Annotated in this window: 14 protein-coding genes; all 14 read left to right on the top strand. The window is 57.7% G+C overall.

Translation table 11 applies throughout. The features are described 5' to 3' along the window. The first annotated feature begins 1 nt into the window (after window position 1). The 14 genes from tssK (at window position 2) to RHM59_RS17145 (ending at window position 15,991) form a co-directional block, all read left to right on the top strand. Entirely contained in the window at window positions 2-1,333 is a 1,332-nt protein-coding gene (tssK, locus tag RHM59_RS17080) for a type VI secretion system baseplate subunit TssK (protein ID WP_322184505.1), read from the top strand. Then, entirely contained in the window at window positions 1,330-2,217 is an 888-nt protein-coding gene (icmH, locus tag RHM59_RS17085; RefSeq protein ID WP_416195099.1) for a type IVB secretion system protein IcmH/DotU, read from the top strand. The genes tssK and icmH overlap by 4 nt, the downstream gene beginning before the upstream one ends. Then, the gene (gene tssM, locus RHM59_RS17090) at window positions 2,214-5,711 is read left to right on the top strand and encodes a type VI secretion system membrane subunit TssM (RefSeq protein ID WP_322224818.1); all 3,498 of its coding nucleotides are present in this window, start codon (window positions 2,214-2,216) and stop codon (window positions 5,709-5,711) included. The genes icmH and tssM overlap by 4 nt, the downstream gene beginning before the upstream one ends. Continuing rightward, complete coding sequence (locus tag RHM59_RS17095; RefSeq protein ID WP_322224820.1) at window positions 5,711-6,427, top strand: PP2C family serine/threonine-protein phosphatase; 717 nt, start codon at window positions 5,711-5,713, stop codon at window positions 6,425-6,427. The genes tssM and RHM59_RS17095 overlap by 1 nt, the downstream gene beginning before the upstream one ends. Further along, the gene (locus tag RHM59_RS17100) at window positions 6,424-7,305 is read left to right on the top strand and encodes a serine/threonine-protein kinase (protein ID WP_322184509.1); all 882 of its coding nucleotides are present in this window, start codon (window positions 6,424-6,426) and stop codon (window positions 7,303-7,305) included. Before RHM59_RS17095 ends, RHM59_RS17100 begins: the two co-directional genes overlap by 4 nt. A gap of 489 nt (window positions 7,306-7,794) precedes the next feature. Continuing rightward, window positions 7,795-9,768: a type VI secretion system tip protein TssI/VgrG gene (tssI, locus tag RHM59_RS17105; protein WP_322224822.1), complete on the top strand. Its 1,974-nt coding sequence runs from the start codon at window positions 7,795-7,797 to the stop codon at window positions 9,766-9,768. Then, entirely contained in the window at window positions 9,768-9,905 is a 138-nt protein-coding gene (locus RHM59_RS17110; protein WP_322224824.1) for a hypothetical protein, read from the top strand. Before tssI ends, RHM59_RS17110 begins: the two co-directional genes overlap by 1 nt. Before the next feature lie 35 nt (window positions 9,906-9,940). Then, window positions 9,941-10,750: a DUF4123 domain-containing protein gene (locus RHM59_RS17115; RefSeq protein WP_322224826.1), complete on the top strand. Its 810-nt coding sequence runs from the start codon at window positions 9,941-9,943 to the stop codon at window positions 10,748-10,750. Beyond that, complete coding sequence (locus RHM59_RS17120; protein ID WP_322224829.1) at window positions 10,747-11,268, top strand: DUF3304 domain-containing protein; 522 nt, start codon at window positions 10,747-10,749, stop codon at window positions 11,266-11,268. The genes RHM59_RS17115 and RHM59_RS17120 overlap by 4 nt, the downstream gene beginning before the upstream one ends. Further along, on the top strand, window positions 11,253-11,807 hold the full coding sequence (locus RHM59_RS17125; RefSeq protein ID WP_322224831.1) for a DUF3304 domain-containing protein: 555 nt from the start codon (window positions 11,253-11,255) through the stop codon (window positions 11,805-11,807). The genes RHM59_RS17120 and RHM59_RS17125 overlap by 16 nt, the downstream gene beginning before the upstream one ends. Then, a complete protein-coding gene (locus RHM59_RS17130) occupies window positions 11,792-12,349 on the top strand; it encodes a DUF3304 domain-containing protein (RefSeq protein ID WP_322224833.1) in 558 nt (185 codons plus the stop codon). The genes RHM59_RS17125 and RHM59_RS17130 overlap by 16 nt, the downstream gene beginning before the upstream one ends. Then, window positions 12,334-12,891 carry a DUF3304 domain-containing protein gene (locus RHM59_RS17135; RefSeq protein ID WP_322224835.1) on the top strand — a complete coding sequence of 186 codons (558 nt, stop codon included), beginning with the start codon at window positions 12,334-12,336 and terminating at the stop codon, window positions 12,889-12,891. The genes RHM59_RS17130 and RHM59_RS17135 overlap by 16 nt, the downstream gene beginning before the upstream one ends. After that, the gene (locus RHM59_RS17140; protein WP_322224837.1) at window positions 12,876-13,433 is read left to right on the top strand and encodes a DUF3304 domain-containing protein; all 558 of its coding nucleotides are present in this window, start codon (window positions 12,876-12,878) and stop codon (window positions 13,431-13,433) included. The genes RHM59_RS17135 and RHM59_RS17140 overlap by 16 nt, the downstream gene beginning before the upstream one ends. Further along, complete coding sequence (locus tag RHM59_RS17145) at window positions 13,418-15,991, top strand: DUF2235 domain-containing protein (protein WP_322224839.1); 2,574 nt, start codon at window positions 13,418-13,420, stop codon at window positions 15,989-15,991. The genes RHM59_RS17140 and RHM59_RS17145 overlap by 16 nt, the downstream gene beginning before the upstream one ends. Window positions 15,992-16,155 lie beyond the last annotated feature (164 nt).

A 16,155-nucleotide genomic window follows, 5' to 3' on the forward strand; every position in this document is an offset into this window, starting at 1 on the left:
CTTGAACGCTCATAAAGTCATTTGGCGGGAAGGCATGCTCCTGCGCCCGCAACACTTCCAACACAATGACCGCTATTACGATTACCAAATGAAGACCCGCACGCAGTTGTTAGGCCGCTACATGTGGGGTTTTTTAGATCTGGGGATTGAGGCGGATCCATTAAAGCAAGGCAAGGTTGTTGTCAGTCGGGCCACCGGAATTTTGCCTGACGGCAGCCTGTTCAATCTGGAGGGCCGCGTCGAGCCGTTGATGATCCAGGTGCCACCCAATGTTGGCAGAACACCGGTTTACCTGGCGCTGCCCCTAGTGACCGGCAATCACATCGAAGCCCGGGCGGACGAAGACAAAGACGTACTGGCGCGTTACTCCATATACGACGCCCCTATTTCCAATTCGAATGCCGGGGAGGGCATTGCCAGCCAAGTGCAATGTGGCCGCCCGGATTTCCGCTTGCTGGTCGGTGAGCAGCAAAGCGACCAGATTTTTGTGAAACTCAAACTGTGTGAAGTTCTGGATTGCACGGCGGACGGGGGCGTAACGCTTAACGGTGATTTCGCGCCGACGGTCCTTCACGCGAAGGCCTCGACTTACCTGACGGGCTGCCTCAACGAAGCCATCGCTCTGGTGGATACCCGTTGTGCCGCATTGGCCGAACGGCTCAGCGCCAGCGGCAAAGCGGGTGGTTCCGAAGTCGGCGACTTCATGCTGATGCAAATGATGAACCGCACGCAGCTGATATTGCAGCATTACGAAAAACTGCAACACGTTCACCCGGAGGAGCTCTACCGCACGCTGCTGGCGGTGGTGGGCGAGTTATCGACGTTTGCCGGTACGGATAGACGCACGCCGAAGACGCTCCGCTATGTGCACAGCGATCTAAGCCAAAGCTTTGAAGCGCTGACTAACGTTTTCAAACATTTGATGACCATGGTGTTGGAAGAGCATGCGACGCCGCTTCCGCTCATGCCACACGAGTATGGAATTCAGGTGGCCATGGTGGCCGATCACGCGCATTTCGACACGTCTTCCTTTGTGCTGGTGGCGAGTGCGTATTGCAGCGCGGAAGAACTGCGTAATCGTTTGCCTGCACAACTAAAGGTTGGCTCGGTGGAAACCATCCGCAACATGGTCAATTTGCACCTGCCGGGTATAAAAATCAGACCGCTGCCCGTCGCCCCCCGACAGCTCGCGTTCCACGCTAACAAAGCCTATTTCATTGTTGACTTGACGACCGAGGAACTGACCCAGCTTAGACGATCCGGCGGCTTTGCATTCCATGTGTCGAGCGAGATTCCAGACCTTGAGTTGAATTTTTGGGCGATCAAGAAATGAGCGATATAAGTGAAGGGATGGCCACGGATGTAACCAATATGTTTGACGGGAGCAACGCTCCCCTTGGTTCCAACCCAGTAACAGGCATGCCTAGTTCGGTACAGACCGCAGACTTGGATGCACAACAAAAACAATCCGCACAAAATCTGGATATCAACACTTACAGTGCCAATATCAATCCGCTGATTGCAGCAGCAGCTCCTCTGCTAGCTGCAATATCGACGTTCACGCGCGAAGGTGGCAAGGCGAACTTCGACCAACTCAATAGAACGCTGTTGGAAAACCTCCAGGCGTACCAGTCACGAGCGTTAAAGCTGGGTGCCGAAAGCCATTTGACCAATGAAGCCTCATACGTTCTGTGTACTTTCGTTGATGAAGCCGTACTGCAAACTGACGCAGGAAAAGATAGCAGTTGGTCCACTCAGACCCTTTTGTTTGAGCAGCATCAGCAAACCTCTGGCGGCGAAAAATTTTTCGAGATACTAACCAGCCACAACCGCAACCCAGTCAAGCACCTGCACCTGCTTGAGCTGATGTACTTATGTCTAGCGTTAGGGTTCCGAGGTAAGTACGGCGTCAATACGCAGGAAAAGGCTGAGTTGGAGGACACCCGCGACGGCCTTTATCGAACCATTCGCCACCTGCGCGGCGACGTTCCGCGAGAGTTATCGCCGCATTGGCACGGCCTCAAGGATAAGCGCCGCAACCTGGTACGCATCGTTCCTTGGTGGTTGGTGGCGTTGTTTACCTTGATGTGTCTGGCCGTCATGTATTCCGGGTTCGCCTGGGTGTTAAGTGAGCAGCGCGAGACCGTTCTTGAACCTTACCGTCAGCTTGATGCGGCAGTGATCCAACTGCCGTTGCAGGACAGGAATGCACGATGAAAATTTTCTTTAAAAAACTGGCAGCCTTCCTCGGTAAAACCTGGGTGTGGACGCTATTGCTGGTGCTGCTGGCTGCCCTCGCGATTTGGTTTCTGGGGCCGCTGCTCGCGGTAGACGATTACAAATTCTGGGAAGATTCAAGCCATCGCTTGCTGAGTATCAGTGTGTTGTTTCTGGCTTGGGGTTTGTTCGTTGTTTTTAGTGGTTGGCTAAGCACCCGCCGCAAAAATCAGGCGCAAGAAAGCGACGATGGTAAAGCCCGCCTCGACCTTGCACAGGAAATAGAGAGTGAAGAAAAGCGCCTGCGCAAGCTGTTCAAAAAAGCGCTTAGAACTCTCAAAACTGCGAGCCTGTACCGCGGGCGTAGTGAGCGCTGGCGTTCCGAATTGCCTTGGTACCTGCTGATCGGGCCAGAGCAGAGCGGCAAAAGCAGCTTGCTGAAGCGCTCAGGTTTAGAATTTCCCCTTAATGATATTGACGACAAAGCTAAGCAAGAGCCCACGTTTTATGAGTGGTACTTCGGCGAACACGGTGTCCTGATCGACACCGGGGGAGCTGCGTTAACGTCTGAAAGCAGCGTCGATAAAAGCACTTGGAAAAGTCTGCTCGGCCTGTTGCGTGCCAGAAGACGCAACCGGCCACTCAACGGCATTGTGATAACAATCCCTGCCCAATTATTGATCATCGGTGACCACCAGACGCCGAATAACCGCAGCGCCATTGCCAGTTCAATTCGTGAGCGGCTAAAGGATATCCGCCAGCAGCTAAAGGTCGACTTGCCGGTGTATCTGATACTCAGCAAAACTGACGACATTAATGGTTTTGGGGTGTTTTTCGATCAACTGACGAAGCACGAAAGCGATCAAGTGCTAGGCGCGACCTTCGCCGATGATCAAAACGGCAATGACCGGCAAGTGCTGCGTGGGGAGTTTGAGGCCTTGCTGAAGCGCCTCAACAGCCAAGTAATCACCCGTATGCATCAAGAGCGTACGGCAGAAAGAAGCGCAGTCATTCTCGATTTTCCCCATGCGTTGGGAGTGCTTGGTCCAGCCCTGTGCGACTTCGTACACGAAGCCCTGGGCGGCAATCGCTACCAGCGTGCCAGCCGACTTCGCGGGTTCTATCTGACCAGCGCCACTCAGCCGCTTAAAACCCCTGACGGCAAAGAAAAAAACACTACACCACAGTCGTTATTTACCGGGTCGGCCCGATTCATCAACCATTTGTTCAGCCGGGTAATCTTCCCCGAAGCCGAACTTGCCGGGCTCAACAAACGCGAGCGCCGCCGTATCCATTGGGGTCAACGTGCGCTGTACGTGACCTCATTCGCAGCACTGGGGCTGTTCGGCCTGCTCTGGGCCCTCGGTTTCTCCGCTAACCACGGTCGCCTGGAACAACTGCGCGAGTTCGCACAAAACCTCACCAAACAACACGTCGAATTGGCGCCGCAAGACGACGCCATGGCGGCGCTTCAGGTGTTGGATACCGGTTACGCTGCCAGCCTTGTATTCCCGGCCCTGAGCGACGTGCAACTGCACGAACGCAGCGGGCTGTATCAAGGTGAGCTCAGCCACCCGGTGTTGGATGACGCTTACCAACGCGAACTGCAAAAACAACTGCTGCCCCGCGTAGCCCGGACCCTCGAAGCGCAAGTGCGCGCCAACATGAACGACCGCGAGCGACTCTTAGGCAGCCTGCGTGCATACCTGATGCTCAACCTTACCGAGCGCCGCGATTCGACGTGGCTCAAAGACTGGGTCGCCACCGATTGGTCGATGCGCTACATGGGCAACACCTCGGTGCAAAACAGCCTGGGCGAGCACTTCAGTCGCCTGCTTGCCCACGGATTTACTTACCCGCTCAACGACGCCTTAGTGGCCCAGGCACGTCAGGTGTTACAGGCCGAATCTCAAGCCGCTGTGGTTTATCGGTCACTGCGTGAACAAGCCAAGAGCTTGCCGGATTACCGTGTCAGCCAGCACTTGGGTCCGCAGGGCGCAGTATTTCGCGGCACCGACTACCTGATTCCGGGCTTCTACACCCAACGCGGTTATCAACAGTTCTTCACCACCCAAGGTGCAAGTCTGGTGAACGATATCCTGCGTGATAACTGGGTGCTGGGTGAAAGTGCGGGCATCAGCGGCATGGACCTGCGCCGTTTGATGGTCGAATTGGAGCAGCTGTATTTCCGCGACTACGCCAACCATTGGGGCGAAGCCATTGGCCAGATCAGCCTGCAACCCTTCGGCAGCGCGGGTGAGGGCGCGAGCCAACTGGCTGGGCTGATTGCCGCCAATTCGCCTCTACTGCAACTGCTGGTCGAAGTGCGTGATAACACCCGTTTCCCTGATCTCACTGAAGGTGTCGAGCAACTGGCCGATGCGGCCGGTGATGCGGGCGGCAAACTCGGCGCACTGGGCAAAGTCGCCGCTGCGGCAGCCGGCCAGGCACAAGGCGCACTCGCCAAGAGCCTGCCAGACACGGCGAAGAAATCCATGCAACGCCGTTTCGAACCGTTGCATCAACTGCTGGACGCCAACAACGGCCCGGCACCGGAACTGATGCCGACACTACAAGCGCTTAACGATTTGCAACTGCAAGTCGCCACGCTGGCGCGCTCCAGCCAGCCGGACCAAGCGGCCTACGAAATGGCCAAGCTGCGCATGAACGGCCAGCGTGATGCGCTGAACAGTTTGCGCGGAGCAACCAGCCGCTTGCCGCGCCCTATCAGTGGTTGGCTAGACGTGTTGGCCGAAGACACCTGGATGCTTGTCCTCAGCGATGCCTATCAATACCTGAATCAGCGTTATCAGAGCGAACTTCACGAGTTCTATAGCAAAGCCCTGCACCAGCGTTACCCTTTCAACGCCCACAGCACCAGCGACGTTGCCATCAGCGACTTCCGCGAGTTCTTCAAAGCGCAGGGTGTTGCCGACCGCTTCTTCGACAACTACATGCGGCCCTTCGTCAGCGGCACACCGGGCAACTACCGGTTGCGCAGCATCGACGGCCGCAGCCTGCCCATGTCGCGGTTATACCTGGCGCAAATGGGCCATGTGCAAGTCATCCGCCAAAGCTTCTTCGCCCATGACCCGAACGAACCACAGGTGCAATTCAAGCTTGAGCCCTACACCCTGGACCCGACCGTGAGCCGCGCCGAATTCCGTTTCGGCAACCAACAGCTCGAATACCGCCACGGCCCCATCGTGCCGATGTCCTTCACCTGGCCCACCGATGCCGAAGACGGGCGCACGAGCCTGGTGCTGGAAAAAATGGTCGGACGTCCCATTGGCATCGAGAAAAACACCGGGCCATGGTCGTTGTTCCGTCTGCTCGACTTGATGCAGACCGAGTACCTGAAAGGCCGCGACGTGATGGTTCTCAAAGCCGATGTCGGTGGCCTGCGCGCTAACTACCTGTTGCTCGCCCAGCGCTCACCTAACCCGTTCGATGTGGCTGCCCTGCGCAGCTTCCGTCTGCCGGCGCAGCTCTGATGAATCAGCTGAAGCCCTGGCGCAGCGTGGCCCGCACCCATGCTGGCAAGGTTCGGACGCGCAACGAAGACGCTTTTCTTGACTGTCCACAGCTCGGGTTGTGGGTGGTCGCCGATGGCATGGGCGGTCATCAGTGCGGCGACATCGCCAGCCAATTGATCGTCACCCACCTCGCCGATCTGCCCCAAGCGGGCAGCTTCGACGAGCGGATGATTGCTATGCGCCAGTGCCTGCACTGGCTTAACCGGCGCATGAGCCAAGAATTGACCATCAACCCGGAGCACAAAGACAAGATCATGGGCAGCACGGTCGTCGCGCTGCTCATCGAAGGTAAGCGCGGTGCGTGCGTCTGGGCGGGCGACAGCCGATGTTACCTGCTGCGCGACCACCACCTGCATCAACTGACCCGCGACCATTCGCTGTTTGAGCAACTGATCAATGAACAGAAGATGAGCCCAGAAAAAGCACGCCTGCAACCCAATTCCCAGTCCCTGACCCGCGCCATCGGTGCCAGTGATCAGCTCCAGTTGGAAATAGTGGAATTGGAGGTGCAACCGGACGACGTATTTTTGCTCTGCAGCGACGGTTTTTATGAGGGCCTCAACAACGAGGTGCTGCTTAGAACCTTGGGCCTTGAGTCAATGCACACCCTGTTCACTGACGTATTAGGTGGCACCGCCCGGGATAATTTGACTGCCATAGTGATTAGCCAATGACCGACGCCTTGCCACCTTTACCCGGCGTGCTGGCTGGCCGTTATCGCATCGAGCGTTTGCTGGGTGCGGGTGGCATGGGCTTGGTGTATCGGGCGCGAGATTTGTTGCATGAGCAGTTCGATACGGCGGGCGGCGATATTGCGGTGAAAATCCTCGGCGACGCATTCGCTGAAACACCGGACGCGAATGCGCTGCTTTATCGCGAGTTCGCCTTGACTCGGCACCTGCGTCACCCCGGCGTCATTCAAGTGTTCGATTTTGAGACCGACTCGGCCTGTCAGCGTGCCTTCATCACGATGGAATTGATGCATGGCTTGCCGCTCGACCGGTTGCTCTGCGAGCGGCCGCTTGGCGTGCCTTGGATAGAACTGCGGGATATCGCTATCGAGTTGCTGGACGCACTGGCCCACGCCCATGACCGAGGCGTGTTGCACGGCGACCTCAAGCCCAGCAACGTCATGCTCACCGAAGACCGTGTGCGCCTGTTTGATTTCGGTCTCGGGCAGACGCTGGATAACGTGCTGCCAGGGCTGCCGCAACTGAGCCGCGAAAACTTCAAGGCCTGGACACCCACTTACGCCGCGCCGGAGCTGCTCGAAGGCGGACCGTTGTCCATGAGCGCCGATGTCTATGCCGTGGCGTGTGTCCTGTTTGAAATGGCCAGCGGCAAGCATCCCTATCAACGACTGAACGCATTAGAGGCCCGTGACAAAAAACTAAATCGCCACCTGAAAAAACCCAAATACCTCCCCAAAATTTGCTGGCCAGCGCTGCAAACTGCCTTAGCGTTCAAACCCAAAAACCGCAAGATTGACGCAGCGGCGTTGCGCGACAGTTTCAAAGCCGCTCCACCCGCACAATCCTGGTTTTGGTTTTAGGAAAACCACCAAACACCTGTGAAGCTTCAGCCAACACATAACTTGTTGAATTACATCTATTAACTGTAGGAGCGCTTGCCCGCGATTGATCGCGAAGCGGTCCCAATAGACTGACTCGATTCAACTGCAAAAACCGAATTACCTGATTTACGACTGCTTCGCAGCCGATCGCGGGCAAGCGCACTCCTACACTGCCAATCCGCCGAAAAACAGGACTAACACCAAAACTCGGCCCGACAGGCATGCCGTTCAACCGCCTGTAGATACCAACTTGTTGGCGAGAGGGTTATGTGTCGAACCAGGTTAGCCGCTTTGCCAATAACCCCCCATCACCCTCAAAAACCGCCGCGTTCACACCGGCGGTTTTTTATTAATCGATGTTTGGGACATTTCCTAAGGTGGATGCGGACGCGTCCTACATACGACGGCGGTCGACCTGAGCAAGCATGTTCGCCAATGAATTCTTGGCTTACACAATGAGGGTCGTACATGCCGATTCTAAACACTCAGAAAAAATTCACCCTGACCGTCGCCCAGCAAACAACGCGGTACGACCTGCAGGTGTTCGAGTTCTCCGGAAAGGAATCCCTCAACCAGCCCTACTGTTTTGAGATTGACGTGGTTATCAACTGCCATTTCCTGGACCTGGACGATTACCTGCACAAATCGGCCTATTTGTGTTTCGACGATGGGCAGGATTATGGCGTTCATGGGGTGATTCACGAGTTCGTGCAAGGCGAGACGCGCCTGAACATGACCCATTACCACCTCAAGTTAATGCCCACACTTTTTTACCTGAGCCACCGCACGAACCAGCGCATCTTTCAACACCTGACGGTGAAGGAGATCATCGCCGAGGTTTTGAAAGAACACGGCATTCTGACTGACCGTTATCGCCTCGAGGTCGTGGGGGCGTTCGAGCCACGGGAATACTGCACCCAATACAAAGAGTCGGACTTACAGTTCATCCAACGCTTGTGTGAGGAAGAGGGTATCCACTTTCACTTCGAACACAGCCAAAACCACCACACCGTGGTGTTCTCGGACACCAATAAAGGCTTCAAGCTCTTCCCCACCCCCATCACCTTTGCCCCGGACAACGGCCTCAACCCCGAAACCGTGGCGGTGAAGTCGTTCAGTGTCGGGGTGCAGAGCAAACCGTCGCGGGTCACCCGGCGTCAGTACGACTTCGTTACCTCCAACGAGTCCATGGATGTGGCCTTCAAAGGTTATGACCCTGAAACCTGGACCCGCTTTCAGGTGCTGGAAGATTTCGACTACCCCGCGCCCTTTACCAGCCAAGAACACAATCGTTGGCTGGCGATCAAGGCCCTTGAACGCTTGCAGGTCGACGCCCGTCTGGCGCGAGGCACCAGCGACCAACCGATGCTGCTCAGCGGGCACGTGTTCACCCTCGAAGATCATTTGGTGGCGGACTGGAACGCCGCCTGGCTGTTGCTGGACATCAAGCACCGGGGCCGACAACCGCAGGTGATGGAAGCCTTTCGCAGCCAAGCCCCCGCAGCGGCTGCCGATGGCTTTACTCAGGGCTACCGCAATACGTTTACGGCCATCCCCGAGCGCGTGACGTTTCGCCCGGCCCTTGAACACCCTAAACCCTTGGTGCTGGTCAGCCAGACCGCCACCGTCACCGGCCCCCAGGGCGAAGAGATTTACTGCGACGAATACGGCCGGGTGAAAGTTCGCTTGCGCTGGGACCGCTCCGGATCGGCCAACGAGCAGAGCAGCCGCTGGGTCCGGGTTGCCAGCAGTTGGGCCGGCAAAGGCTACGGCAGCCAGATCATTCCGCGGGTCGGCATGGAAGTGCAGATCAGCTACGACGAAGGAGACCCGGACTCACCCATCGTCACCGGTTGCCTGTTCAACACCGTCAATACCGTGCCCAGCCCACTGCCGGCCAACAAAACCCAAAGCGTGTTCAAAACGCTCTCCTACCCCGGTGGTGGTGGCAGCAATGTGCTGGAGATCGAGGACCGCAAAGGCCGAGAGCGCATTTTCCTGCAAGCCCAGCGCGACTTCATGACCCACGCCCTTAACGACCACACCATTGAGGTCGACAACGAACAGCGCACTCACGTCAAAGCCAACGCCTACCGCGAATTTCACGCCGAAGAACACCACACCACCCACGGTGTGCGCAAAACCCAGCTCAACGCCGATGACTCGCTGAGCGTCGCGGGCAGCATCAATACCCAGGCGGGCACCACTTTTGTGGTTCGAGCAGGACAAAGCGCTCAAGTACAAGCGGGGGCGCAGGTGGTGATCGACGCCGGCGCCCAACTCACGCTCAGCTGTGGTGGCCAGCATCTGGTGCTGACGCCCGCCGGCATCTTCAGCAGCAGCCTGATTGTCCTTGGCGGCGTGCCCATCCCCGGAACCCCGCCCGCGATTCACCCCCGCAACTGCCCGGCGAAAGCGAACCGCAAGCGGCGGGGCGCTTGATGACGCTGCCGCTGTCGTTGCCCGAATTTGCCTGGGAACACGAGCCTGAACCGGTGGAGGTGCTGCCGGAGCCGGTGGTGTGTGAAGAGTGCTTCCAACTGGCTCAAAAAAATTCCGAGACGTTCACGGCCCGCTAACGGCCGGTTTTCCTCATTACCGTCAGGATATGCCCATGGACTATGCCCTTCCCGTCAGCCTTTGTGAGATGAAAGCGCTCACCGATGCCGCCGACCTCGATTACGTGGATGTGATCATCAACGCCACGTTGCTTGACTATCCGCTGGTACAACGCTTGACCGAACTCGATCCACCGCCCTTGTTCACCCTGTTATTGGAGGGCACGCCTGAACATGAATTGGCCGCCCAAGGACCGGTGCTGGTTCGGGTGTCCTGGACCCAGGCCACCCAGGTGAACTGGCTGGGCGAGTTTGTTCGGGCGTTCCAGTACCAGTCCCGCGTGCTGACGTTGCTCAGCCATTGGCCGTTCGAGGCACTCAGCGAACATTTGCGTTATTGCACTCAGGCGCAGTGGGACGACGGCGCCAACAGCGGCGTCTTGCGCTACTACGACACGCGCTTGTTCAAGCGCATCAGCGGGGTCTTTTCCGGCGATGAGCACCTGAACTTTCATGCTGCCGTTATCAGTTGGCACTGGATGGACCGTGATCACAAACCGCAAGTCGTCGGTGGTTGCGCGGTTAAACCGCAGGAATTCAGGCGCCCTACTGCGGGCTTGATGCTCGGGAAACATCAACTCGAGTCTTTGTCCGCGTGGACTGCCGCAGAGCAATGGGAAGAGAGTCACGGCGCTATCGATATCAAGCACCGATGGGGTAAAGAACTGCGGGTCGCTCAGCTCTATCTGGCGCACAAAGAAGCCCAAAACAAACACCTCGAAGGCCAAGCGCACACCGCATTTATTAACGAGTGGCTGACCCGGCAACTGCCTGAAAACATGCCGACAACAAGCCCGTTCATATGAGCCGCCCACTCACGTTTTGCCTGCTCACCTGCTTGGCCCTGCAAGCGTGCAGCCAATCAATACCCGACCGCCTTGGCGCGCCCATCGAGGGCTACAGCCACACCTCGGCGGCCATCAATTACTTCATGGTCAACGGCAATGGCGGTCCGAACATCGGGCCGTTTGGTGGTGGCGGTAGCCAGACCTGCTGCGTAGGCATGCCGCGCAAATGGCACCCCGGCCTAACCGTGGTGGTGGAGTGGGAGAAAGATCCGATGCCACACGCTTACGGTGATTGGCCCGAGCGCAGATTTTCTGATGCTTGGAGCAAGCGGATGGACGAACACGAAACCAAATACACCCGCCATCGCGCCGTCGTGGAGGTGGCGCCGTATGAAGAGCTGGGCGTCATCGACGTCCACTTTCTACCTTGCGACCAAGTCGCCGTTTCGGCAGTGGCGGCAACGCCCGGTCAAGTCGGTTACCCGTTCAACTACCCATCCAAAATGGAAGTCCCTTCTGTATGTCCAGCACCTTGAATTCAGGTTCGCTTCGCTGCGTGCCGGTGCTTTTGGCTGCGGGCGTGCTCGCCTGTCTGGCCCTGCAAGCGTGCAGCCAATCATTACCCGACCGCCTCGGCGCGCCCATCGAGGGCTACAGCCACACCTCGGCGGCCATCAATTACTTCATGGTCAACGGCAATGGAGGGCCGAACATCGGGCCTTACGGCGGGGGCGGTAAACAGAACTGCTGCGTGAGCATGCCGCGCCAATGGCACCCCGGCATGACCGTGGTGGTGGAATGGGAGAAAGATCCGAATACCGGACCCGATGTGAACTTGCCCCCAATTGGAACAGACGCCTATAGAGCAGCGTACAAAATTCACGCAGCCAAATACACCCGCCATCGCGCCGTCGTGGAGGTGGCGCCCTATGAACAGCTCGGGCTGGTCAACGTTCATTTTCTTCCTTGCGATCAAGTCAAGGTCGCTGCCAGCCCGAGCTACCTCGGGCGCCCTAATCACCCCTACAACTATCCCATCAAAATGGAAGAGCCTGCCGTATGTCCAGCACCTTGAATTCAGGTTCGCTTCGCTGCGTGCCGGTGCTTTTGGCTGCGGGCGTGTTCGCCTGCCTGGCCCTGCAAGCGTGCAACCAATCAATACCCGACCGTCTCGGCGCGCCCATCGAGGGCTACAGCCACACCTCGGCGGCCATCAATTACTTCATGGTCAACGGCAATGGCGGTCCGAACATCGGGCCGTTTGGTGGTGGCGGTAGCCAGACCTGCTGCGTAGGCATGCCGCGCAAATGGCGCCCCGGCCTGACCGTGGTGGTGGAGTGGGAGAAAGATCCGATGCCACACGCTTACGGTGATTGGCCCGAGCGCAGATTTTCTGATGCTTGGAGCAAGCGGATGGACGAACACGAAACCAAATACACCCGCCATCGCGCCGTCGTGGAGGTGGCGCCCTATGAACAGCTCGGGCTGGTCAACGTTCATTTTCTTCCTTGCGATCAAGTCAAGGTCGCTGCCAGCCCGAGCTACCTCGGGCGCCCTAATCACCCCTACAACTATCCCATCAAAATGGAAGAGCCTGCCGTATGTCCAGCACCTTGAATTCAGGTTCGCTTCGCTGCGTGCCGGTGCTTTTGGCTGCGGGCGTGTTCGCCTGCCTGGCCCTACAAGCGTGCAGCCAATCATTACCCGACCGCCTCGGCGCGCCCATCGAGGGCTACAGCCACACCTCGGCGGCCATCAATTACTTCATGGTCAACGGCAATGGCGGTCCGAACATCGGGCCTTATGGCGGAGGCGGTAAACAGAACTGCTGCGTGACCCTGCCGCGCAAATGGCACCCCGGCCTGACCGTGGTGGTGGAGTGGGAGAAAGACTCTACCCCCTTCGCTTCAGCCACTTGGTCAGAGCCACGGTATTCCGAAGGATGGCGCATACGGATGAAAGAGCAGAAATCCAAAAATACCCGCCATCGCACCGTCGTGGAGGTGGCGCCTTATGAAGAGTTGGGGGTCATCGACGTCCACTTTCTACCCTGCGACCAAGTCGCCGTTTCGGCAGTGGCGGCAACGCCCGGTCAAGTCGGTTACCCGTTCAACTACCCATCCAAAATGGAAGTCCCTTCTGTATGTCCAGCACCTTGAATTCAGGTTCGCTTCGCCGCGTGCCGGTGCTTTTGGCTGTGGGCGTGCTCGCCTGCCTGGCCCTGCAAGCGTGCAGCCAATCAATACCCGACCGTCTCGGCGCGCCCATCGAGGGCTACAGCCACACCTCGGCGGCCATCAATTACTTCATGGTCAACGGCAATGGCGGTCCGAACATCGGGCCTTACAGCGGAGGCGGTAAACAGAACTGCTGCGTGAGCATGCCGCGTCAATGGCACCCCGGCCTGACCGTGGTGGTGGAGTGGGAGAAGGATCCAAACGCGGGGAACTCACGATATTGGAATGTGCCTGCCTTTTCTAATGCTTGGCGCACGCGAATGAAAGAACACCGCTCCAGATACACCCGCCATCGCGCTGTCGTGGAGGTGGCGCCTTATGAAGAGTTGGGGGTCATCGACGTCCACTTTCTACCCTGCGACCAAGTCGCCGTTTCGGCAGTGGCGGCAACGCCCGGTCAAGTCGGTTACCCGTTCAACTACCCATCCAAAATGGAAGTCCCTTCTGTATGTCCAGCACCTTGAATTCAGCTTCAAAACGTCCCGCTCCGGCGCCTTTGACTCCGACGCCGCCGTTCAAAAAAGAAGGTTTGTTACCACGCAATCATGAGGATGTCGGGCTCAATTACCGTACGCAATTTCGGCCCAAACTGCTGGCGGGTTATGCGGCCCAAAAAGCGGCTATCGCAGCCGGCAAGGTGTACCTCGGCGCGCCGTGCATCAACGTACTGAACATTACGCTCTGCTTCGACGGCACCAACAACCATGAACCGTCAGACCGGCTGGGGCAGCCACCTTCGACCACTAACGTGGCGCGGCTTTACCATGCCAGTGTCGGCGCCAATCAGAGCGAGGGTCAGAGCCGAGCGAATAAAAATGGGTTTTACGCCTATTACATGCAAGGTGTCGGCACCGAGTTTAAAGAAATCGGAGAGCTCGAACCGCAAATAGTCGGGCTAGTGAGCGCCTTGGGTGGCGAGAATCGAATCAACTGGGGGTTGACCCGTTTGCTGGATGCGTTGGGCCGGGCTTGCGGAGAACCACGATTAAAACCTGTAGATGCTTACGCACTGGTGCAGAAAATGGGCACCTCTTTAACCGAAGATATGTTGGGCGCTACGCTGCTGGCCAGTGGCGATTACCGCCGCCGGCAAGCCCTGCAAGCGCCGTTAGTGGCGCTGCAGAAAAAGGTCGACTACGTGCATGCGCGCAAGACCGTCCCGCGCATCATCGGCATGCGCCTGTGGATCTACGGTTTCTCTCGAGGGGCTGCCGAGGCTCGGGCGTTTGCCAACTGGCTGGAAGCGCTGACCAAGGTCGAGGTGGACGGTGAGACCTGTTATTTGTTTGCCGGAATCCCCATCAGCATTGCTTTCATGGGGCTGTTCGACACCGTGGCCTCATCCGGTATCGCCTATGCCGCGCCGTTCGCCGACGGCCACATGGGGTGGGCGGATGACACCATGCGGCTGCCAGAATCGGAAAAATTTCTTGAGCGTTGCGTGCACTTGGTGGCGGCTCATGAGCAACGCAACTGCTTCCCGGTGGATTCTATCCGGCGCAAAACAAACCCTGACGATCCGAACTGCCCCTCGACCTATCGCGCCGGAACCTCTGAATACCTCTACCCCGGCATGCATTCTGACGTCGGCGGCGGGTATCCGCCAGGTGAACAGGGCAAGTCGCTCGCCGGTTCTGGGGATGTGTTGTCGCAAATCCCGCTGCATCACATGTATTCAGAAGCCTACTCAGTGGGTGCGCCATTGCAGGCGCCACCAGGGGTACTTAGTTCCGAGCAAAAAGAAAAATGGCCATGGCTGGAAATGCACGAAAGTACGCATGAAGCCTTCGATGTCTCCGACACCCTCACCCACCGCTTCAACACCTGGCTCGACGCCCATCAAACCGGCCCACTGGAAGATGCCATGGAGCATCAAGCCGCCCTGATCACTGCCTGGCGAATCAATCGGTACGCATCCTTCCGCCTGCGGGAGACGTCGGTTTATCAGCACCTTCAGGGCAAGGACATGACGGACGAAGAGAAAAACGCCTTCGAAGCGCTGTACGCCCGGCAGTCCGAAGAGAACCTGGCGCAGCACAACGGAACAGAGCCGTCGGCGCTGTCAGACCAAAAACAGGCAAAACGCGACAGCCATCTGGCGATCAAGCAGGCCTACGAACAGCGTACCGGGGCCTCACAGCCCATGACCTTCAACACGCACAAGTCCTTTGAACCCATCCTCGACCAGAATCAGCTGGAAATGGCGATGAGCGAGTTTCGCCGTGACTATACGGGGAAGTGGGCGTTCGCCGATTCCAACGAGGCGACGTCGGGTGGCACGCTGATCAACACGCTGTTCGGTGGGTTGGTGTACCTGGTCAATGATCAGGACGAAGCCGAGGAATACGTCAAAATGCGCAGAACGGCCAATATAGCCTTCAACAAGCTCTACGCCCCCGGCAGTTTTGAACCCCTCAGTGATAAAGCGCAGACCCTTACCGATTTTTTTGACGAGCAAGTCCACGATTCACGCGCCTGGTTCATGAACGCGATGCTCAATGAGCGTGAAGTGTTCGGCGACTATTTCCGTTTTCGCGCAGTGTTCTTCGATGATCAATCCAACAAGTCGTTATCGCTGATCGCCAGGTCCGGGCAGGTGATCGGGGTCGGCATCGCGCTTGCCAGCGTTGGCCTGAGCATCAAGCGCAACGACCCGCGCTACCTGATTGGGCTGATTATTCCGTCGCTGGGGATTCCGGCGTTTCGCGGCAAGCTCAACGCGCTGGCCACGCCGGAAGTGCGCGCCTTTGACCCGGTTACGAACATCGACCTGCCGATGCAAGACGTCGGCGCCCTCAGGACCTTTACCAAAAACACGGGCGACGTGCTGAAACTGGCCAAGGCCTTGCCGCTGCCTGAAGCCCTCAGCGACGAAACCGCCACCACGCCTAAGCTTAAAGCCCTGCTCAAAGCCCAAAAAACGGCGAAGGTCGCAGAAATGGCCAAAGACCTGTTCGACAGCCTGCCCGCCGAAGAGAAAACCAGTTGGCTGGACCAAATCAAAGGCGCCGTGGGCGGATAACCCCACCCCTCTGGAGCCAACGTGTTGGCGAAGGCCTTAACGCGGTGTTTCAGTTACGCCGCCTCGCCAACAAGTTGGCTCCTATGTATGGCGGAACGCGCCTTGACCTGATGGCGATACTGTATCCGCCTTTCATCCTCGACACCTACGGGTTAAGTATCCCT

Source organism: Pseudomonas sp. MH10 (assembly GCF_034353045.1).
In the GTDB taxonomy this organism is placed as follows: domain Bacteria; phylum Pseudomonadota; class Gammaproteobacteria; order Pseudomonadales; family Pseudomonadaceae; genus Aquipseudomonas.

What these genes read in the sequence shown, in the direction of transcription:
- icmH (WP_416195099.1), top strand. Translation starts at nt 1,330, where the DNA reads ATGAGCGATATAAGTGAAGGGATGGCCACGGATGTAACCAATATGTTT.
- tssM (WP_322224818.1), top strand. Translation starts at nt 2,214, where the DNA reads ATGAAAATTTTCTTTAAAAAACTGGCAGCCTTCCTCGGTAAAACCTGG.
- RHM59_RS17095 (WP_322224820.1), top strand. Translation starts at nt 5,711, where the DNA reads ATGAATCAGCTGAAGCCCTGGCGCAGCGTGGCCCGCACCCATGCTGGC.
- RHM59_RS17100 (WP_322184509.1), top strand. Translation starts at nt 6,424, where the DNA reads ATGACCGACGCCTTGCCACCTTTACCCGGCGTGCTGGCTGGCCGTTAT.
- tssI (WP_322224822.1), top strand. Translation starts at nt 7,795, where the DNA reads ATGCCGATTCTAAACACTCAGAAAAAATTCACCCTGACCGTCGCCCAG.
- RHM59_RS17110 (WP_322224824.1), top strand. Translation starts at nt 9,768, where the DNA reads ATGACGCTGCCGCTGTCGTTGCCCGAATTTGCCTGGGAACACGAGCCT.
- RHM59_RS17115 (WP_322224826.1), top strand. Translation starts at nt 9,941, where the DNA reads ATGGACTATGCCCTTCCCGTCAGCCTTTGTGAGATGAAAGCGCTCACC.
- RHM59_RS17120 (WP_322224829.1), top strand. Translation starts at nt 10,747, where the DNA reads ATGAGCCGCCCACTCACGTTTTGCCTGCTCACCTGCTTGGCCCTGCAA.
- RHM59_RS17125 (WP_322224831.1), top strand. Translation starts at nt 11,253, where the DNA reads ATGTCCAGCACCTTGAATTCAGGTTCGCTTCGCTGCGTGCCGGTGCTT.
- RHM59_RS17130 (WP_322224833.1), top strand. Translation starts at nt 11,792, where the DNA reads ATGTCCAGCACCTTGAATTCAGGTTCGCTTCGCTGCGTGCCGGTGCTT.
- RHM59_RS17135 (WP_322224835.1), top strand. Translation starts at nt 12,334, where the DNA reads ATGTCCAGCACCTTGAATTCAGGTTCGCTTCGCTGCGTGCCGGTGCTT.
- RHM59_RS17140 (WP_322224837.1), top strand. Translation starts at nt 12,876, where the DNA reads ATGTCCAGCACCTTGAATTCAGGTTCGCTTCGCCGCGTGCCGGTGCTT.
- RHM59_RS17145 (WP_322224839.1), top strand. Translation starts at nt 13,418, where the DNA reads ATGTCCAGCACCTTGAATTCAGCTTCAAAACGTCCCGCTCCGGCGCCT.